We start from the raw sequence: 19513 nt of genomic DNA, 5'->3' as shown, positions 1-19513 counted from the left end.
AATACCCGGCGGCACCTATTCGTCGGGTTTTTTTGAACGGTGAAAAGCATGGTGAGCGATACGATAGCGGCAGTTGCAACGCCCGCGGGAACAGGCGGAGTTGCGGTAATCAGAATCAGCGGAGCAAACGCAAAGGACGTACTGCAAAGGGTTTTTCCGCGTGATGATTATGTGCCGGGGCAAATGTATTATGGAAGTATCAAAAAAGACGGGCAGTTGCTGGATATGGTGCTGGCGGTCTTTTTTCGCGCGCCAAGGTCGTATACAGGCGAGGATACGGCTGAGCTGCATTGCCACGGGAGTGCGGTTGGCGTGGAAAACATCCTTCGCTATGTCATGGAGTGCGGGGCGCGTCCCGCGCAGCCGGGCGAATTTACACGCCGTGCATTTTTGAATGGAAAGATGGATCTTTCCCAGGCAGAGGCTGTCTGCGATTTTATTTCAGCTTCGTCGCAGGCAGGAGCGAAAGCGTCGCTTGGGCAGCTTACGGGAAGACTGCGGGAGCGGGTGGTCGAATTTCAGGATGTTCTGACAGATGCACTTGCCCAGGTGGAAGCCGCAGTCGAGTATCCGGAGGAAGATCTGGAAACAGAGATCACGCAGGATATCAGGCCGGTGCTCGTACGCCTGAAAAAGGACATAGCACATTTAGCGGATACATTTGCCTCAGGACAGATTGCAAAAGAAGGACTCTATGTCGCAATCGCCGGAAAACCAAATGTTGGAAAATCATCTCTTTTGAATGCGCTGACGAATATGGACCGGGCGATTGTAGCGGATATTCCGGGCACGACACGGGACACCATAGAGCAGAGTTTTACGGTTGAAGGAATACGTATTAATTTAACGGATACTGCGGGAATCAGGAGAACGAACGATTTTATTGAAAAGCAAGGCGTAGAACGATCAGAAAAGGCAATAAACGAAAGTAAACTCGTGATTTTCATGTTGGATGCAGGCCTGGAAATTACGGAAGAAGACCAATTTGTTTTTAAAACGCTTAAAAATTCTCAGGTTGATGTTATAGTCGTTTTAAACAAATTAGATGCCTCTGAGCGGCTCTCAGAAGAAGCTGTAAAAATGGAATTTGGAGACGTTCATCCAGTTCGAATTTCTGCAAAGACAGGATTGGGAATCGATGAACTAAAAAAACGCATCGTTGATTATGCGCATATGGATCAAACGGCGCAGGAGGGAATCTTAATTACAAACGAGAGGCACAGGCATGCGCTTGACCGGGCGGCGGAGCAGATGGGCGATGCGCTTGATGCGCTTGATGCAGGTATGGATATGGACTGTGTGACCATTGACCTCAATGGCGCATGGACAAGCCTTGGAGAAATAACCGGGAAGACAGTGAGCGAAGAAATTATCGATAGGATATTTACGAAGTTTTGTCTTGGAAAATAAGGGAGAAAGAATGACGGATTATTTTGGCGGAGCCTATGACGTGGTCGTCGTGGGAGCGGGCCATGCGGGCGTGGAAGCTGCGCTTGCAAGCGCGCGCCTTGGAAAAAAGACATTGCTTACAACAATCAATATGGACGGAATTGCGCTGATGGCGTGTAACCCGGCGATTGGAGGCACGGCAAAAGGCCATTTGGTGCGCGAGATCGATGCGCTTGGGGGACAGATGGGCCTGGCGGCGGACGCAACCTTTATTCAGATCAAGATGCTCAATACCAAAAAGGGGCCTGCCGTGCATTCGCTGCGCGCGCAGCAGGATAAAAAGCAATATCAGCGCTATATGAAGGAAGTTCTGGAAAATACGGACAACCTGCAGCTTGTGCAGGATGAGATCACAGAGATTTTAACAGACGATGAAAAAGTGATCGGCGTGCGCAGCGCGATGGGCGCACGGTATGGGGCGCGCGCAGTGATTTTGTGTACGGGCGTTTATTTAAAAGGCAAGGTAATTGTCGGGGAGTATGAAAAAAGCGCAGGGCCAAGCGGCCTTTTTCCCGCGGAGTATTTGAGCGCAAGCCTGCGCTTGCTGGGCTTTGAGCTGCAACGCTTCAAAACGGGCACCCCTGCGCGTGTGGATGCGCGCAGCATTGATTTTTCAAAGACAACGCCGCAGTATGGCGACGAAAAGATCGTCCCATTTTCCTTTATGAGCGGAAGGATAGAGCGCGAGCAGGTGCCCTGCTTCCTGACCTATACCAACGAAAAAACCCATGAGATCATTCGTGAGAATATCCACAGGAGCCCGCTTTACAGTGGAATGATCAAGGGAATCGGGCCGCGATATTGCCCGTCAATCGAAGATAAGGTTGTTAAGTTCCCGGATAAGGACAGGCATCAGATGTTTTTGGAGCCGGAGGGACTGTATACGAACGAGATATATGTGCAGGGAATGTCCTCCAGCCTTCCGGTAGAGGTGCAGGTAGCGTTATACCGGACGGTTGCCGGCATGGAGCATGTGCATTTTGTGCGCCCCGCTTATGCCATTGAATATGATTGTATCGATCCGACGCGCCTTATGCCCAGCTTGCAGACAAAGACCGTACCGGGACTCTTTACGGCAGGGCAGATCAATGGAACGTCCGGCTATGAAGAAGCGGGCGTGCAGGGCTTGGTTGCGGGGATTAATGCCTGCCGGTTCCTTGATGGGGAAGAACCGGTGATTTTAGGACGCGACCAGGCGTATGCGGGGGTGCTGATCGACGACCTTGTAACAAAGGGAACGAGCGAGCCTTACCGTATGATGACGTCGCGTGCCGAATACCGTTTGCTTTTACGGCAGGACAATGCGGATACCCGCCTGACTCAGATCGGCAGGGACGTTGGGCTTGTGGATGATAAACGCTATGATGCGTTTATGTATAAAAAGGAATTTGTTTCACGTGAAACAAAACGCCTGGAGCAGACAAGCGTTCCAAAAGTAAAGGCGGATGCGTTTTTACAGGAACGGGAAATGGAGCCGGCAGGCCGGGGGATGAAACTTGGCGCATTGCTGGCCAGGCCGGGTGTTCTTTATGCAGACCTGCGGGAGGTTGATGAAAACATTCCTGACTGCGGGGATGATGTTGCGCAGCAGATTGAAACAAATATCAAGTATGCGGGGTATATTGAAAAGCAGCTAAAGCAGGTGCGCGCTGCGCGTACGCTTGAGAAAAAGCAGATACCCGGCGACATCGATTACGGGAAAATAAGCGGCCTGAGGCTTGAGGCAAGGGCAAAGCTGGGCGAAGTGAGGCCCCTCAATGTGGGGCAAGCGTCGCGAATATCGGGTGTATCGCCTGCGGATATTTCAGTGCTGCTGGTATATCTGGCAGCACAGGGGAAANAAAGCGGCCCCGCATTATGCGATTAAATTGCTATCCAAAGCTTTTTTGATTAAAAAAGAAAAGCGGGAAGCGCGCGGCTGTTTCGCGCAAAGAAACGCAGCATAGCGGCCTGGGGTTTGAACAAATGCAAAGCAGGACGAGGCAGGCGCCCGCAATGCGGGTCGATGCTGCAAATGTCTGGAGCGTTGCCGGACATTTTCCTGCACAGACAACCGGTTCTAGACAAGTACAAAGGAAAGAACGGGTGCGATTGTTTCACGTGAAACAATTTGCGGTCGATGAAAAAGAAAAAGGGAGACCGTCCCACAATATAGATTTAATGGAAAAGGTGAAGTAGAATATGGTAAAATAGTGCGTAAACAGGAATGATGTGCAAAGCTCAAGAAACAGGAGGGGTTACAGAATGGAATTAGCAGAAAGAACGGCAAAATGGCTCAATATGCCGCGGCAGGCAACAGTAACAGACCGCAAAATTGTGATCTATACGGAACCGGAAACGGATTTCTGGCAGGACACTTATTATGGTTTCCAGAGAAACAGCGGTCATGCACTCTTGGTGGATTCTGACGAAAAAACCACCTTTTCCGTTAAAGCAACGCGTAAAGGCAGCGATCCATATGACCATTGCGGAATATTGGTCTATCTTGATGAAAAAAACTGGGCAAAGCTGTGCCTTGAATATGAAAGCGAAAACGAACAAAAGCTTGGCAGCGTAGTTACGGTGGGCGGATATTCCGATTGGGCTGTCCAGGATTTCCCGGCGGATGTGGAAACAATGTATTTCAAGGTGTCGCGCAGGGATGGAGATTTTAAATTTGAATACTCAATGGATGGAAAAACCTATCATATGCTGCGTATCTTCCACATGAAATCAAAGTGTAAAACCCCGCAGGTTGGCATTTTTGCGTGCTGCCCGCAGGGGGAAGGTTATAAAGCTGTGTTTGAGGAAGCAAAGTTTACGGATGTTCAATGGGAGCGGTATACGCAGCAATAATGTTTCACGTGAAACAAACAGACGGGAGAAATGATGTCGGAGTTTATAGACGAGCTGAAAACATTGTGCAGGCAGGGTGGAATAGAAGCGGGGCAGGACGTCCTCGAGCGCATGGAAGAATATTATGAGTGCATGAAGGAGACGAACCGGCTGTATAACCTGACGGCCATTACAGAGCCCAAAGAAGCGGCGCTCAAGCATTTTTTTGACAGCATTGTCCCAGAGGGGGAGATCCCGGGGAAAAGCCGCGTGGTGGATGTTGGGAGCGGCGCGGGCTTTCCGGTTGTGCCGCTGAAAATCCTGCGCGGGGATATCAGCGCGTTTGCGGTGGAATCCTCAAAGAAGAAGTGCGATTTTATCGTACAGGGAGCGCAGGCTGCGAGGATTGACGTCACCGTGATGAATGTACGCGCAGAGGAGCTTGCCACGGGCAAACCGCGGGAAAGCTACGACGTTTGCGTATCGCGCGCTGTGGCGCAGCTGCGCGTGCTGATGGAGCTGTGTGCGCCGCTTTTAAAAGACGGCGGGCGTTTCCTTGCATATAAGGGAGATTACGAAAAAGAGCTTAATGAAGCGGCAGGGGCGATGAAAGCGCTGAACCTGAAGCTTGACAAGGTAATCGATATGCCGGGCGGGGAGCTTGCCCACCATGTTTTGGTGTTTCATAAGACGGGCATGATAGCACAAAAATATCCAAGGAGATACGCGCAGATCGTAAAGTCCCCGCTGTAGGGGCTGCGTAAACGGGCAGGCGTTTTGTTCATATTGAATTCTTAAAAGAGCTGTATGATAATACTGCAGAGATAAAAAACAGAAAGAGAAGTGTCACGAAAACAATGAATGGCTTTCGAAAGTTTATGATGGGGCGGTATGGCGGCGATCAGTTTGGAATGTTTTTGATCGTATTTTCAATCGTGCTTACGATTGTTCTGATGTTTGTGCCAATCCCCTTTATCAGCTGGCTCAGCTGGATTCCGCTTGTGTTTGCGATTTACAGGATGTTTTCCAGGCAGGTTGAAAAAAGGCAGCAGGAAAACTATGCTTTCCTGCGAAAATGGGGCGCGGTGCGCACGTGGTTCTGGAATATCAAAAACCGTTTGAAAGACGGGAAAACACACCGCTACTATAAATGTCCGAAATGCGCTCAGACACTGCGCGTTCCAAAAGGGAAGGGAAAGATCAATATTACCTGCTCAAAGTGTGGGACAAAATTTGTGAAAAAAACATAAAAAGCTGCAAGCGGTAAACAATTTTCGCGCATAATGCGCGCTGTGTTTAACCATATGCCATGCGGCGGAAGCACCCCTTTTCAAAGAATGCTTTGCAAAGGGGCTGTTTTATGTGAATAGAACTTTTCAATTCGTGCGTTTTCCGTTATAATAGGAGATACTGGTTTAGGAGCGTGAGAAAATTTGGGGAAAATTATTGCAATAGCAAATCAAAAAGGCGGGGTTGGAAAAACAACCACTGCAATCAACCTGAGCGCGTGTATCGCGGATAAGGGAAAACGGGTGCTTCTGATTGATATCGATCCGCAGGGCAACAGCACCAGCGGGCTTGGAGTAGAGCGCGTAGGACTTAAAAAGTCCTCTTACGACGTGCTTGTCGCCCGCCATTCGGCACTCGAGGCAATCAGGCCTACCATGATGAAAAACCTTGACCTGATGCCTGCGAACATCGATCTTGTAGGCGCGGAGGTGGAGCTTGTTTCCATGATGGCGCGCGAGACGATTTTGAAACGGGCGCTCGAGGAAGTGAAGGGGCTCTACGATTACATTTTTATGGATTGCCCGCCGTCGCTTGGGCTGATCACGCTCAACGCGCTTACCGCAGCCGATAAAATTCTGGTGCCAATACAATGCGAATATTATGCGCTGGAAGGGCTCACGCAACTGATGAGCACGGTAAAGCTGGTGCGCCAGAGCCTGAATCCGGAGCTGGAGGTGGAAGGCGTCGTCCTGACAATGTTTGACGGACGTACAAACCTTTCCCTGCAGGTGGTGGAGGAAGTGCGTAAATTCTTTAAAAACAAGGTTTACCAGACGGTGATTCCCCGCAATGTTCGTCTCGGGGAAGCCCCAAGCTACGGGCTCCCGGTTCTCTTGTACGACGCAAGGTGCCTGGGTACGGAGGCGTATAACGAGCTTGCGATGGAATTTCTGACAAACGATATGAGATAGAGTGGGAGAGACAATGAAAAGAGGACTCGGAAAAGGCCTTAGCGCCCTCATGGCAGACGCCGCGACAGAAACGGTGGAGAAGGAAGGCGTAAATGAAATCGATATTTTTTTACTGGACAATGATACAAACCAGCCCAGGAAAAAATTTGACGAGGCAAAGCTGAAGGAGCTCGCGCAGTCGATCAAGGTGCATGGCATCATGCAGCCGATTATTGTTTATAAAAACGAAGGAAGATATACGATCATTGCGGGAGAGCGCCGGTTCCGCGCCGCCAAACTGGCGGGCCTTAGCAAGGTGCCGGTCATCGTTCGCCAGCTGGATAAAAAAGAAATTTTGGAGCTGTCGCTCATAGAAAATATCCAAAGGGAGGATCTCAACCCGATCGAGCAGGCCGCAGCATTGCAGCAGCTGATGACGGATTACAGCCTCACGCAGGACGAAGTGGCAAAACGCGTGGGCAAAAGCCGCAGCGCGATTGCAAACCTTCTCAGGCTGCTTTCTTTGCCGGAAGGAGTCAAGAAGCTTGTGGTGGGAGGAAAGCTTTCGGCGGGGCACGCGCGTTGCCTGCTTCCGCTCGAGGATGCGAAGAAGATCGATGCGGGCGCAAAAACGATTCTGGAAAAAGACCTTTCCGTACGCGAGGCGGAGGCGCTCGTGAAGGATTGGCTCTTAACGCCTGCGGCAAAGGAGAAAAAGCCCGCAAAGGCGAAAAAGGTGCCAGTTGAGATCAGGGAGGCGCAGGACACGCTTTCCAAGGCGCTGTCCACCAAGGTGCAGATTAAAGGGACGCTTGCCAAAGGAAAAATATCGATTGATTATTATACTGCGGAGCAGCTGGAAGAAATTTACGAAATACTCAGGCAGGCGGAATGAAAAGCCGGCAGGGACAAAAGGCTCCTTATACTGTGCGGCGAGCCTGACGACGAAAAAAACGTTATCAAAGTAAGCGGGGCGAAGCGGATATGAAGCAGACAGGCGAAATCACCACGGTGTACCATTATTGCAGCGTGGAGACCTTTTACGAAATTATCTCCGGAAAAATGCTGCGCCTTTCCGATATCGATAAAAGCAACGACTATATGGAGCGCAAATGGCTGCAGCGGTTTATTTTGGAAACCGCGCTGGAGGAATACGACAAAAAGCCGTTTGAGCTCAATTTTTTGTATGAAGAAAAAATGCTCGAAGGGCACGAGGCTGTGGAGGCGCTCATCAATTTTGAACTGATGACCACTGGAAAGCGTTGGTATGAGGAGCTTATCACCTACGCTATTTGCTTCTCGGAAAAACAGGACAGCCTGAGCCAGTGGCGCGGATATGCGGATGACGGCCGGGGCGTGTGTATTGGATTCCGCGCAGACCGGATCAGGGAAAAGCTGATCCAAAACCGCGAATCGGACGATCCCGGGCATACCTTCCAGTTTAAGCCCATCCGCTATCTGGAAAACGAGCAAAAGGACCTCATCAGGCCTTACATCAAAAACATATTCAAGGAGCTCTCCATATTGCTTAAGCAGAAAGCAAAGCCAACGGGAGAGATTATCAAGTTGTTTTTGGCAATCAATGGGGAAAGCGCGTTTTGCAAGAATCCGGCGTTCAGTGAAGAGCACGAATGGCGGCTCGCCGTAAATTTTCCATTGCCTACGGAAAACTCTTACGTCAAATTTGCGCGCCAGTCTGAGCACGTGGCGCAAAACGATCTTTTCAGCCGCATCAAAACGGCTGTGGTGAAGAAATCCATCAAATCCTATGTGGAGCTGAATTTGCAAACGATCGGCATGGACGCAATCACAAGCGTTTGCCTCGGGCCAAAATGCGCGCTGACGAAAAACGATGTCATGCTGTTTTTGTTCAGCGAACAGATTTCCGTTCCTGCGGAAAATATTACCGCATCCCTTGCAACCTACCGCTAAAAGAAAACAGATATCAGAAAACATCGGAGCAAGCGATGTTTTTTGCGCTGTAATAACGATTGCCGCATACTGGCAGTGGTTACAGGAAAGCCTGCCTTTGCGATAAAAAACTGGAACAGCGTGATCCGGCAAAGAACGAGTTCGTAAATAAAATAAACCACGCTGTAAAAAAAGATTGACAAACATATTACTTATTACTATAATCATAGTAATAAAACTATTGATATAGTAATTTGGTAAAAAAGGAAGTGTGAAGCATGAAAATGACGCTGACAGGGCCGGAATGGTCTGTGATGTCCGCGCTGTGGGGACACGAACCACAGACGCTTTCAGAGGTCATACGCACAATGGGAGACAGCGTGGACTGGAGCTACACGACATATGCGACCTACCTTTCAAAATTAAGCAAAAAAGGATTTGTGGGGTTTGACCTGAAAGGAAGGGATAAATTCTATTATCCGCTGGTGGAGATGGATGAATGTATTCAGGCGGAAAGCAAAAGCCTGATGGAGAAGCTGTCCGGCGCGGGGGCCAAGCAGCTTCTTGTGTGTATGATCCGCGAGGGTAATCTATCCAAAGAAGACCAAAAGGAGCTACGGGCGCTCATCGACGAGCTTTCGGAAGGAAGTGAGTGAAATGACGGTTTTGGAAAACGTAGTGAGCATTTCTGTTTATGCGGCTGTCATCTTTTGCTGCATTATGCTGTTTAAACAATTTGGAAAAAACAAAATATCGCCTGTACTGCAGTTTGTATTGTGGTTTGTTTTGATTGCGCGTCTCGTAATCCCGTTCACTGCAGACAGCGGTTTTCGCCTGATGACAGTGCCTGCGGGGCAACAGGCTCCGGAAGCTGTGCAAAGCGAGCCGGCAGAAACGAAACAAGAGAGCGCCGCAACCACCGGGCCCATACAGGCAGGGCAAAACGACGGTGCGGCGGACGGCGCCGTTTTACAGGAGCAACAGCAGCCGTCCCAAACTACAGGAAAAGAAGCGACTACGCAACAAAGCGCCAGCCAGCAAATATCCACAGAGGAACAGGAGACATCAAAGCCTGTGCTTGGAACAGGGCAGCTTATTCTGGTAATCTGGCTTGCAGGCGCGCTCGTGATTGGTATTGGGATGCTGGCGCTGAGGACGGGCATGAATCGCGGTATCAGAAAAGGCGCGGTACTGCCGGATAAGCGGATCGACGACATTTTCAAAAGCTGCAGGCAGGAGCTTGGAATAAAAGGGAATATCCGGCTCAGGTTGTGCTCGATCCTCTCCACTCCCGCGTTAACGGTTGCGTTTCGGCCGGAGTTGTTGCTGCCGCTCGATTTGTTTTCGGAAGACGAAAACATTTTGCGGTATGCAATCCTGCACGAGTTGACGCACTGGAAACGCAAGGACCACTGGGTACGAATCCTGATGAACGCGATCAAAATAATCTGGTGGTTTCATCCCGTCGTATGGCTAGCGGACCGCCAGATCATGATGGATATGGAAAGCGCATGCGACAGCATGGTTGTCAGGGACATGCACAGCGAGGAAAAGAAATGTTATGCAAATACAATCCTCAGTATGTTCGCAAAAACGGATCATCCCGGATATGTGCTTGGGATGGCTCTTCGTACCGATAAAAAGGTGGTCGAAAAAAGAATCAGGGGGATTTATATGAAACAGAAGACAAAACGCAGCGTTAAGCTGGCGGCAATACTGCTTTGCGCGGTGATGGCGGTTGCATGCTTTACCACGGCCTGTACCCCGGCAAAAGCAGAAGATACGGAAACGCCGGAAATGGTTGAAGCCGCCTCCGCTTCATCGGCAGGGGCAAGCGCTACGGAAATGCCGGCAGAGCATATTACAAAAACGCTGGATACGGAAAACGAGGGAATCAAAATCAATATTGACGCCGACGTTATCCGTCCAACTAATAGCACGATCCCTGTGCGGGGCTATGAGACGCGTGAATTTACACAGCAGGATGTGGATAACGCGATCAAAGCCATCATGGGGGACAAGGAATTTTACGCGCCGATTCGAACGAAGGCAGATATTCAAAAGGAAATAGATGAAATGGAGCCTGCGGGGCAGGGCACGATAGACGGGCTTCGCGAGGAGCTTGAAACCGCGCCTGAAACGGCGGAAAAGCGACCGGCAAATACAACGCTCACACATAAAGAAGCCGTAGGCGAAGATATCGGCGACGGGGAGCTGCAGCACAGCTTTAACATGACATGGGACGAAGTAACGGTCTGGGCCGGGGATATGGATTCGCCGGACACGCTGTCCATCCGCGCGAACTCCAACCTGGGGGACAGCGGATTATGGTATACCGGCGGCGGAAGGAGCTATTACGATGCGCAGGCCCCCACAACGCTGTGGAACAGCGTGCAGGCGGGGCAAGGCGAGGAAGCGCGCGGCATGGACCTGACACGCGTACAGGCGGAGGAACAGGCGGTAAAAATTGCACAGGCGCTCGATCCGCAGATGAAGCTCGTACTCACGGAGCTGGTGCCGATCGTAGATAATCTCCCGTTTGACGAGGAAGAATACGACGCCGATCCGGAGGCCTATGCTCAAAAGCAAAATGAGTGGAGAGCACAAAGCGACGAACAGGCAAAGACAGCGCCGCAAATTTACCGGTTTACCTTTGAGCGCGAGGTGGACGGGGTTCCTGTCACCTACACGAATTCGTTTGATTATACTTATATGGATGGTACGCCCAATATCGTGGGCGAGGATGGACATCGTGTAGCCTATGAGCAAATGCAAATCATGCTGGATAACGACGGCATTGTCAAAATGAACTGGACGTCTCCGGGCAAGGCCGGGGAGGCGGGAGAGAAAATCACGCCTGTCTCCGTTGACGAGGCGATTGGCATCATGCAGAAAAACATCCTGAAAATGGATATGCTGCTATCTGAACCGGCTGATGAATTGAAAGGCTTTGGCGTGCTGACAGGCTCCGCGGATATCAACAGGATCACGCTCGGATATGCGCGGGTAATGAATGACGACGGAAGCTTTTCGATTGTACCGGCGTGGGATTTCTTTGGAGATTTCCACATCAGCAGGAACGGGGAAGACATGGGGACCTCCAATAATTATGCTACAAACGATCCGTCAAACAGCCTGATTACCATAAACGCGAAGGACGGTTCGCTTATCCTGCGGGAAGGAATTCCATTTTACTGGATAAATAACGGTTGGACAGACGGGCAGCAGGAATTAAGAAACGACGCGGTGACAGGAACAGCGAGCGTCAGCAAAACGAGCGTTCAGGCGGGAGAGAAGGTGAGGTTCACCTTTATCCTCAGTAATTCCAGCGGAGAAGACATTGAAAACTGCACACTGTTTGCCCCACCCCTCCAAAATGGAGAGCGGCTGGGCGACACGTTCTCAATCGTGTCAGGTAACCGAAAAACCGTCACATGGACGTATGAGCCGACCGAAAGCATCACGGTAAAGCCGACATTCCGCTACACGCTTGACGGCGAGGAACGGGAGCTCAGCCTTGCGGAGCTCAATATAAAAGTCGAAGGAAGCGCTGCGCCGACTCCTACCCCAAGCGCAGGGGAAACGCCGCAGACCACATCGACGCCCATGCCACAGCCTGCACCCACACCTACGCCTGAGCCGTGGCCTGTGCCCACGCCCACACCCGCTCCGTCGCAGCAGGAATCCTGATTAAAAATTGTGTTAATGTCCCTGAATGGGGGTATATTATAAATAACAACTCACTATCAATACATATAACCGGAAAGGGGAAGCGGAGACGCTTCCCCTTTTCGTGCGCAAAAAAACAAAATCTGGTTGACAGCATACGGAACAGGTGTTATATTGTACATATCGTATATATACAATATTTTGAAATGGAGGGTTGATGAGTGGATATCATCATCAGCAATTCCAGCGGAAAGCCGATCTATGAACAGATCACCTCGCAGATCAAAAATATGATCCTGACGGGGATGCTGAAGGAGGGGGACGCCCTTCCATCCATGCGGCTGCTGGCAAAAGAACTGCGAATCAGCGTGATCACCACCAAACGCGCGTACGACGATTTGGAGCGTGACGGGTTTATTGAAAGCTTCACAGGACGGGGAAGCTTTGTCGCCCGCAAAAATTTGGAGTTTATGCGGGAGGAGCAGCTGAAGGTCGCGGAGGATTTTTTGAAGCAGGCGGTATATACCGCAAAGAGCAGCGGCATTACGCAGGAGGAGCTTGTGGAGATACTGCGTGTGCTGTACGAGGAGGAGTAGTAAAATGGATAGCTTGGCGCTGAATAACGTAACAAAGCAATATAAGGGATTCCGGCTGGAGGATGTTAGCTTCCGGCTGCCCTGCGGCAGTATTATGGGGCTGATCGGCGAGAACGGGGCGGGCAAGACAACCACGATCAAGCTGATTTTGAATATGATCCGTGCGGATGCGGGAAGCATCAGCGTGTTTGGCCTTGACCATCAAAAAGACGAGCGGGAAATCAAGGAACAGATTGGCGTTGTGATGGAGGATATCGGTTTTTACGAAACATTGAAGCGAAAGGATATCGCGGCCATTATGCGCAATACGTTCCGGACGTGGGACGACGCGCTGTTTCTGGAATACGCCAAAACCTTCGACTTGCCGGAACGCAAAAAGATCAAAGAGTTTTCCCGCGGCATGAAGATGAAGCTTTCGATTGCGGTCGCCCTCTCGCATCATCCAAAGCTGCTGATCCTCGACGAGGCGACAAGCGGGCTGGATCCCATCGTGCGCAGCGAAATACTGGATGTGTTCCTTGATTTCATACAGGACGAATCGCACTCGATCCTGATTTCTTCACACATCACGAGCGATCTGGAGAAGGTGGCGGACTACATTACGTTTATCCATGATGGAAAGGTGGCGCTGTCTGAGAGCAAGGACAGCATGCTCTACGACTATGGCGTTTTGAAATGCGGGGCGGAGGATTTCGCAAAAATCGACGGAGCGGATATCGTCGGTTATCGAAAATCCGGCTTTGGTTACGAGGCGCTCACCACAGATAAGGAAGCTGTGCGGCGGAAGTATGAGAACATCGTGGTGGATAACGCAACGCTTGAGGACGTGATGCTGTTTATTGTAAAGGGGGAACGGAAATGAAGGGACTGCTGACAAAGGAATTCCTGGGAACCAAAAGTTTTTTCAGAATTTATATTTTTATCATCGCAATCTGCATTGTTCCCGTCATCGTATCGGGCAACGGCGACTTTTCGGCAGGATTTGCAACGGGAATCTGCACGTTTATCGGCGGCATGATGTGTTTTACGTCCTTTGCGTACGATTCCTCCAACCGCTGGGATAAATATGTGCTGACGCTGCCCTACACAAGGAAGCAGATCGTAACGTCAAAATATGTCTTTTCCCTGCTGATGGTGGGCATCGGTATGGGAATCGGCTTCGTAGTGAACCTGATTCTCGCGGCTGTGGGACGCACGGTGCTCGGCACGGAGACGGGAATTGTTATCCTCATACTGGCATGTACCGCACTGCTGTTTATCAGCATCGTAATTCCGCTGATTTATAAACTTGGCGTGGAAAAGAGCAGGATTGCAGTCATTGTAATTTTCCTCGTGCCGTTTATGATCTTCCTCGCGTTTTCAGGCGTTGCGGAAGATAGGGGCGGGATGCAGGATAGCTTTACCGGGATCGTGCCCATGTTGACATGGCTTTTGCCGGTTGTCGGTGCGGCGGCGCTTGTGGTTTCCTATCTGGCTTCGGTACACATTTACCGCAATCAGGAGGTTTAAACGACATAGAATGACCGAAACAAAAAAACGCTTCCGGTAATGGTTGCCGGAAGCGTTTTACGTTTCAAAAAAAAAGGCAGACTCCTCCTATATTACGCCGGATATGCCGCCCAGCAGGAAGTTGGACTGGTAGAAAAACGCTGCAATCGGGGATTTATCGATGATCGGCGACACAAAATCCGCCGGCAGGGCGATCATCAGAACCGGTACGATCATAAACAGCGCGAACATCCCAAGGAAGCCGCGCAGCAGGCCTACCGCGCCGCCTGCAAGGCTGTCAAACCGGCGCAGCACAGGAAGCGGCGTCGCATAATTGAACGCGTTGACGAGCAGCGCGATCACGATGCGCGCAATGAGGTAGATGACCAGAAATGAAAAGATGTTCACAACCACATTGGTCATGGTAAAGCCAAAATATTCGGACACCTTATGAAAACCCTGCGCCTCAAATACGCCGTTCGTCATATTTTCCGTTACAAGGTGGTCAAAGGGCATGGGAAGGTTTGCGGACGAAACGATCTGCTTGATCTGCTCTGTGGAAAGCGTTGCGACGGCAAGGTTGCCGGACGCCTGCAGCTGGTCTACGCCGTTGGTGAAATTTAAAATGAACCGGTAAAAAGTACCCTTGGCGATGGCCTGGGACATAAGCGGCGAAAAAAGAAACCCGACGCACCATGAGATTGCCATGCCCACCGTATTGGTGACGGACACCAGAAAGCCCCTGTAAAAACCCTGTAATACGTAAATTGCGATTAAAAACACGACGATCCACGTCAAGTTGATAAAATCCATGTATCCTCCGTGGTCTGGTCAGCTCAGCGGCATCAGATAGCTTTTGCCTTCCTGATCCCAGGCGATGGCAAGCGTATCCATAACCTGCTTTGCGCTGACTAGAGTATTGTTGATTTTTGCTGTTTTTTCAAGCTCTCCCGTAAGGGAATAGGTAGAAACCGAATCCGGGGAGAACGCGTAAAGCTTCTGCTGTGATAACGCAATCGAAAAAACATTTTGGGGCATATGCAGCACCGTTTCGCCAAGCTCGTTGTTAAAAAGCTTTACGGACTCAAAATATGTGGCTGTGGAGCGCGGGATGTAGGCAAGCTCAAAAGTCTTCCCGTTGCTCACGGCAATCGGCTTCCAGCCGTAGATAAGCGCTTCCTTCTGCTTTTTGGAAGAAATATCGTAGGAAACGAGCGTGTTGGTGCCAGAGGCATAGGTCATGCCGCCGTCCGCCACATACACCTGCTCGATGATCTGCGTGTTGTCCTGTATGGTGCTGGTCGCCTTGCCTGTTGTGGTATAAGTGGAAATATTGGATACCGGCACAACGTTTGACGTGTCGAGCGAAAGCACCCACAACGTATCATTATCCCCGTAAAAACCAAAATCGATCACAGGCCGCGTTTTATAATCCACCTGTCCGGTCTGCTCGCCCTTGCTGTTTAAAATATAAATGTAATACATGATCTGTCCCGTCTCGTCCGCCGCGCTTCCGGAGACCGCGATGTTATTTTTGCCGCACCGTACGTCAAGGATGTCGGACGCGACTGCGGAGCTGAAAAGCTGCTGCTGCGTATAGGAAACAGCCTGCAGGTTTTTCCCAAGATAGGTGCAGATCATTGTGGGGGAAATGGAAAGCTTTGCATCCGCAGAATCTAGCTTTGTATCCCACACGGTTTTGCCCTTGAGGTCGGCAAGCGTCAGCTTGTCCTCCGTAAGGTAAACAAGGCCGTTTTCATTCCCCTGCACGGTTTCCGGCAGGATGGACTCGGTTTCGGTAAGGGCCGGCTTCCAGAAGCCGATGTCCGTAAAATTATTGATCAGAAAAAATACACCGACAGCCGCCGCCGCTATGACGGCAATGAGGATGATCATATTTGTCAGCTTCCGCCGCTTTTTCCGGCGGGAAGGTCTTAAATACATACAAGTACCTCGGATTTCCTACAATATCATAATACTATTCTATTATATTCGATTATTGCCGGGAAGGCAAAATCTTTCCCGCGGCGGCTTCAAAACGAAGAGCGCAACGGTAAAACATCGGTATCCCCCACAGCAGAGGGAATTTCCGGATTATTTTTAATCTATTGTACCATAAAATACCCTTTGAATGTGATATAATATAAGATAATGTTTCAAAATAACACGGTTTTAACAGAAATTTAAGAATTGAAAACCGGATGGCAAAAGAAGGTGATACCATGCGCATTACAAAAATGCACGGACTGGGAAATGATTTTATTGTAATAGAAGAGAAAACAGGCGATGTGACAGAGCTCGCAAAAAAGCTGTGCAGGCGCAGGCTTGACGTAGGCGCGGACGGGCTTTTGCTCGTGGAGGCGTCCAAAACGGCGGACGTGCGGATGCGAATCATCAACGCGGACGGTTCGGAAGCGGAGATGTGCGGGAACGGGATACGCTGCTTTGCGCGCTATGTTTACGACAAAGGCATCGTGCGTAAAACAAAAATGCAGATTGAAACGCTTGCGGGCGTCGTAAGCCCGGAGCTTGTCATGCAGGGCGCGCAGGTCGTGGCGGTGCGCGTGGATATGGGGAGGCCTTCCTTTGAGCCGGAGCAGATACCCGCGCTGATGCAGGATCCGATGGATTTTACAGTGGAGGTAAATGGAAACCGGCTGTCGGCTGCGTGCGTGCTGATGGGCGTGCCGCATACGGTTATTTTTGTTGAGGATATTGACAGCGTTCCCGTGGAGCAATGGGGCCCGCAGATCGAAAAAAACCGGCTCTTCCCCCGCGGGACAAACGTGAATTTTGTGCAGGTAACAGACCGCAATTCTGCGCGTATGGTTACATGGGAGCGCGGAGCGGGAAGGACGCTTGCGTGCGGAACGGGCGCGACGGCTTCCGGCGTGATTATGCACAGGAAAGGGCTTGCGGACGCGAAAATCGATCTTTTTGTACCTGCGGGCGTGCTGCACATCGAAAATGTGCAGGATGGACGCGCCTTTATGACGGGCGCGGCGGAATATGTGTTTACCGGGGAGGCAGGATGAGAGAAGGGGAACCGCTCCCGCTGCCCGGCTTCCTGAAACGTTTTTTTGAGCTATGGAAAGGCGCGGGACTTGCGGACGCGTATTTGGTGGGCGGCTACGTCAGGAACCTGCTGCTTGGTCTCGCGGAGGGCGACCTTGATATCGCGTCGCCGGAGCTGCCGCAGGAGGTTGCGCGAAAGCTGCAGTGCGAAGAGGTTTGTGTGGAAGAACGTGCGTACGGCCTTGGCACGGTTGTGATAAAACAGCGTTTTGACGAACGGCTTTATGTGTATGAATATACGGCGTTCCGTTGCGATAACTACGGGCGGGGCGGCGCGCATACGCCTGTAAGCGTGGCCTTCACGCAGGACATGGATTTGGACGCGCAGCGCAGGGATTTTACGATCAACGCGCTGTATATGGGCGCGGATGGACGGGCGGCCGATCCCACGGGCCGGGGCCTTGCGGCGATCGGCAGCCGGCTGGTCGAACAGGTGACGGAGGAAACGCTGGCGCAGGACGCGCTGCGTATCCTGCGTATGGTGCGCTTTGCAGCGGAGCTCGGTTTTGAGATCGACGGACAGACATATGCCTGTGCAAAACGTTATGCGCCGCAGCTTCAGGATATTTCCGCGGAGCGAATCCGTGATGAATTTATTAAGATATTGCTTGCCGATCAAAAATACGGCAACACGGATGGAGTGCTCTGCGGGCTGCACCTTTTGAAGGATTTGGGGGCGCTCCGGTTTATTGTCCCGCGGCTCGAGGACGGAGACGGGTTGGCGCAAAATCCAAATTACCACGCTCACGACGTACTGGAGCATTCGCTGCGCGCGTGCGCGTGCGCGCCGCCGGACCTCGAGGTGAGGCTGGCGGCCCTTTTGCACGATATCGCAAAGCCCGAGGCATGGCACGAGACCGGAAAAATGTACGGGCACGACAGGCTGGGCGCGGTTCTTGCAGAGCAGGCGCTTAGCGCGCTGCGCGTGGATAAGGAGACGACAAGGCACGTATGCGCCCTCGTGCGCGCGCATATGTTTGACCTGAACAACGATGCGGGCAAACGCGCGGTGATCAGGATGATCGCAAAGCTTGGGCGGGAGCAGTTTTTAAAATTGTGCGCCGTGCGCGAAGCGGACTTCTGCGGCTCGGGCATGGGAAATCCACCGCTCAGCGCGGAAAAGTGGCGCGGCATACTGGAAGAGCTGGTCAGCAGGGATGCGCCGCTCGATTTAAGGCAGCTTGCGGTGAATGGCGACGACCTCATGCGGGAGCTGAATTTGCCTGCGGGCAAACGCATTGGGGAGCTCTTACAGGCACTTCACGCATACGCTTTGAAAAAACCGTCACAAAATAACTACAAAAGTCTGATTAAATATGCTAAAATAATAAATACGTGTGAATACAAACCGGAAAAAAACTGACCGGATGAGAATAAATGAATTGTTGCAGACATTTGGGAGGAATCAAGCGTGTTTGAACCAATCAATATTAATAAGTTTTTGAACAGGGAACATATCGGCGATTATGCTGAGATAGAATTCGATACGTACGTGAGCAGCCATGGCAAGGAAGAGGTCGAGGACATCAAAATGCCCATGCACTATTACGAAGCGGGCGAAGGCGAGCCGCTGATTCTGGTGCATGGAATAGGCCAGTCCATTTACACATGGCGCAAGAATTTCGAGGAGCTGGCGAAGCATTTCCATGTATTTGCAATCGACCTGCCCGGGCACGGGTTTTCCGGCAAGCCGCAAATGAGCTACAGCATCGAGGAATTCGCGCTTTCCCTGGAATCCTTTATGAATGTTCGTGAGCTTGCGTCCGCACATTTTTGCGCGTTTGGCGAAGCGACGGCGTATGTGCTTGATTTTGTAATGCACAATATGAAGCGCGCAAGGACGCTTGTGTTTATCTCGCCGATGCTTACGATGAGCGCGGGCGGCGGCATCAAGGGCAAAGGGCTTCCATCCGTTCTGGGAATGACGGCGGCGAAGATGCGCCTTACGGAAGGGGCGGTAAAGGAAATGCTGGAGGACTGCTATTTTGACCGTACGCTGGTGACGGACGAGGTGGCGGCGGAATACAGCGCCGTATTGATGGACAGGGATTTTAAGGTGATTTCGAGGATGTGCATCGGTAACTTTATCGACGAGGATATTATACAGAACATCCATTCTGTGCGTCAGCCGATGCTGATTATCCTGGGTTCGGAGGATAAAATAACGGGCGGCAGGGAAAATGAATTCCTGCAGCTTCCGCTTGCGGACGCAAGCAGCCTCACCGTGCGCAACTGTGGCTTTATCGTGCATGAGGAAAAGCCGGAAAAGGTAAACGAAGCCATTGAACAATTTTGCAGACCGCGTAAAAAGCCGGAAGAGGCTTAAGGTAA

At 51.1% G+C, this 19513-nt stretch carries 18 protein-coding genes; 16 read left to right on the top strand and 2 right to left on the bottom strand.

Annotation, left to right across the window (positions count from 1 at the left end; all coding sequences use genetic code 11):
• Positions 1-48: 48 nt before the first annotated feature.
• The 13 genes from mnmE (at position 49) to CHK_RS07535 (ending at position 14128) form a co-directional block, all read left to right on the top strand.
• Positions 49-1410: a tRNA uridine-5-carboxymethylaminomethyl(34) synthesis GTPase MnmE gene (gene mnmE, locus CHK_RS07600; RefSeq protein ID WP_046443423.1), complete on the top strand. Its 1362-nt coding sequence runs from the start codon at positions 49-51 to the stop codon at positions 1408-1410.
• 10 nt (positions 1411-1420) lie between these two features.
• Complete coding sequence (gene mnmG / locus CHK_RS07595; RefSeq protein ID WP_046443422.1) at positions 1421-3316, top strand: tRNA uridine-5-carboxymethylaminomethyl(34) synthesis enzyme MnmG; 1896 nt, start codon at positions 1421-1423, stop codon at positions 3314-3316.
• Between the two features lie 377 nt (positions 3317-3693).
• Positions 3694-4284 (top strand): DUF1349 domain-containing protein, encoded by a 591-nt coding sequence (locus tag CHK_RS07585; RefSeq protein WP_046443420.1) that lies wholly within the window; start codon positions 3694-3696, stop codon positions 4282-4284.
• Positions 4285-4317: 33 nt separating this feature from the next.
• Positions 4318-5016, top strand: a complete 699-nt coding sequence (gene rsmG / locus CHK_RS07580; RefSeq protein ID WP_052740444.1) for a 16S rRNA (guanine(527)-N(7))-methyltransferase RsmG — start codon at positions 4318-4320, stop codon at positions 5014-5016.
• 104 nt (positions 5017-5120) lie between these two features.
• Positions 5121-5513 (top strand): Zn-finger containing protein, encoded by a 393-nt coding sequence (locus CHK_RS07575; protein WP_046443419.1) that lies wholly within the window; start codon positions 5121-5123, stop codon positions 5511-5513.
• A 183-nt stretch (positions 5514-5696) separates the two neighbouring features.
• Complete coding sequence (locus CHK_RS07570) at positions 5697-6464, top strand: ParA family protein (protein WP_046443418.1); 768 nt, start codon at positions 5697-5699, stop codon at positions 6462-6464.
• A gap of 13 nt (positions 6465-6477) precedes the next feature.
• Entirely contained in the window at positions 6478-7338 is an 861-nt protein-coding gene (locus CHK_RS07565; protein WP_046443417.1) for a ParB/RepB/Spo0J family partition protein, read from the top strand.
• An 89-nt stretch (positions 7339-7427) separates the two neighbouring features.
• Positions 7428-8375: a DUF2971 domain-containing protein gene (locus tag CHK_RS07560; RefSeq protein WP_046443416.1), complete on the top strand. Its 948-nt coding sequence runs from the start codon at positions 7428-7430 to the stop codon at positions 8373-8375.
• 257 nt (positions 8376-8632) lie between these two features.
• Positions 8633-9010, top strand: coding sequence for a BlaI/MecI/CopY family transcriptional regulator (locus CHK_RS07555; RefSeq protein WP_046443415.1), 378 nt, complete (start codon positions 8633-8635; stop codon positions 9008-9010).
• 1 nt (position 9011) lies between these two features.
• Positions 9012-12044, top strand: a complete 3033-nt coding sequence (locus CHK_RS07550) for a DUF6034 family protein (protein WP_046443414.1) — start codon at positions 9012-9014, stop codon at positions 12042-12044.
• A 200-nt stretch (positions 12045-12244) separates the two neighbouring features.
• Positions 12245-12619 carry a GntR family transcriptional regulator gene (locus CHK_RS07545; protein WP_046443413.1) on the top strand — a complete coding sequence of 125 codons (375 nt, stop codon included), beginning with the start codon at positions 12245-12247 and terminating at the stop codon, positions 12617-12619.
• A 4-nt stretch (positions 12620-12623) separates the two neighbouring features.
• On the top strand, positions 12624-13481 hold the full coding sequence (locus CHK_RS07540) for an ABC transporter ATP-binding protein (RefSeq protein WP_046443412.1): 858 nt from the start codon (positions 12624-12626) through the stop codon (positions 13479-13481).
• Positions 13478-14128 (top strand): ABC-2 transporter permease, encoded by a 651-nt coding sequence (locus tag CHK_RS07535; RefSeq protein ID WP_046443411.1) that lies wholly within the window; start codon positions 13478-13480, stop codon positions 14126-14128. Before CHK_RS07540 ends, CHK_RS07535 begins: the two co-directional genes overlap by 4 nt.
• An 87-nt stretch (positions 14129-14215) precedes the next feature.
• On the opposite strand, the gene CHK_RS07530 is transcribed toward CHK_RS07535, so the two are convergent.
• Both CHK_RS07530 and CHK_RS07525 read right to left on the bottom strand, forming a co-directional pair.
• Positions 14216-14920, bottom strand: coding sequence for a CvpA family protein (locus tag CHK_RS07530; RefSeq protein WP_046443410.1), 705 nt, complete (start codon positions 14918-14920; stop codon positions 14216-14218).
• 18 nt (positions 14921-14938) lie between these two features.
• On the bottom strand, positions 14939-16051 hold the full coding sequence (locus CHK_RS07525; protein WP_046443409.1) for a hypothetical protein: 1113 nt from the start codon (positions 16049-16051) through the stop codon (positions 14939-14941).
• 278 nt (positions 16052-16329) lie between these two features.
• Between CHK_RS07525 and dapF the strand changes: the two genes are divergently transcribed.
• The 3 genes from dapF to CHK_RS07510 are packed head-to-tail and all read left to right on the top strand — an operon-like array spanning position 16330 to position 19508.
• Complete coding sequence (dapF, locus tag CHK_RS07520) at positions 16330-17142, top strand: diaminopimelate epimerase (protein ID WP_046443473.1); 813 nt, start codon at positions 16330-16332, stop codon at positions 17140-17142.
• The gene (locus tag CHK_RS07515; protein ID WP_046443408.1) at positions 17139-18545 is read left to right on the top strand and encodes a CCA tRNA nucleotidyltransferase; all 1407 of its coding nucleotides are present in this window, start codon (positions 17139-17141) and stop codon (positions 18543-18545) included. Before dapF ends, CHK_RS07515 begins: the two co-directional genes overlap by 4 nt.
• 48 nt (positions 18546-18593) lie before the next feature.
• Complete coding sequence (locus tag CHK_RS07510) at positions 18594-19508, top strand: alpha/beta fold hydrolase (protein ID WP_046443407.1); 915 nt, start codon at positions 18594-18596, stop codon at positions 19506-19508.
• Positions 19509-19513 lie beyond the last annotated feature (5 nt).

The sequence above is a fragment of the Christensenella hongkongensis genome (assembly GCF_000981035.1).
Taxonomy (GTDB): Bacteria; Bacillota; Clostridia; order Christensenellales; family Christensenellaceae; genus Christensenella; species Christensenella hongkongensis.
This window is presented reverse-complemented; position numbering and strand designations above follow the sequence as displayed.

What these genes read in the sequence shown, in the direction of transcription:
- CHK_RS07525 (WP_046443409.1), bottom strand. Translation starts at nt 16,051, where the DNA reads ATGTATTTAAGACCTTCCCGCCGGAAAAAGCGGCGGAAGCTGACAAAT.
- dapF (WP_046443473.1), top strand. Translation starts at nt 16,330, where the DNA reads ATGCGCATTACAAAAATGCACGGACTGGGAAATGATTTTATTGTAATA.
- CHK_RS07550 (WP_046443414.1), top strand. Translation starts at nt 9,012, where the DNA reads ATGACGGTTTTGGAAAACGTAGTGAGCATTTCTGTTTATGCGGCTGTC.
- CHK_RS07530 (WP_046443410.1), bottom strand. Translation starts at nt 14,920, where the DNA reads ATGGATTTTATCAACTTGACGTGGATCGTCGTGTTTTTAATCGCAATT.
- CHK_RS07515 (WP_046443408.1), top strand. Translation starts at nt 17,139, where the DNA reads ATGAGAGAAGGGGAACCGCTCCCGCTGCCCGGCTTCCTGAAACGTTTT.
- CHK_RS07575 (WP_046443419.1), top strand. Translation starts at nt 5,121, where the DNA reads ATGAATGGCTTTCGAAAGTTTATGATGGGGCGGTATGGCGGCGATCAG.
- CHK_RS07585 (WP_046443420.1), top strand. Translation starts at nt 3,694, where the DNA reads ATGGAATTAGCAGAAAGAACGGCAAAATGGCTCAATATGCCGCGGCAG.
- CHK_RS07565 (WP_046443417.1), top strand. Translation starts at nt 6,478, where the DNA reads ATGAAAAGAGGACTCGGAAAAGGCCTTAGCGCCCTCATGGCAGACGCC.
- CHK_RS07535 (WP_046443411.1), top strand. Translation starts at nt 13,478, where the DNA reads ATGAAGGGACTGCTGACAAAGGAATTCCTGGGAACCAAAAGTTTTTTC.
- rsmG (WP_052740444.1), top strand. Translation starts at nt 4,318, where the DNA reads ATGTCGGAGTTTATAGACGAGCTGAAAACATTGTGCAGGCAGGGTGGA.
- CHK_RS07540 (WP_046443412.1), top strand. Translation starts at nt 12,624, where the DNA reads ATGGATAGCTTGGCGCTGAATAACGTAACAAAGCAATATAAGGGATTC.
- CHK_RS07555 (WP_046443415.1), top strand. Translation starts at nt 8,633, where the DNA reads ATGAAAATGACGCTGACAGGGCCGGAATGGTCTGTGATGTCCGCGCTG.
- mnmE (WP_046443423.1), top strand. Translation starts at nt 49, where the DNA reads ATGGTGAGCGATACGATAGCGGCAGTTGCAACGCCCGCGGGAACAGGC.
- CHK_RS07560 (WP_046443416.1), top strand. Translation starts at nt 7,428, where the DNA reads ATGAAGCAGACAGGCGAAATCACCACGGTGTACCATTATTGCAGCGTG.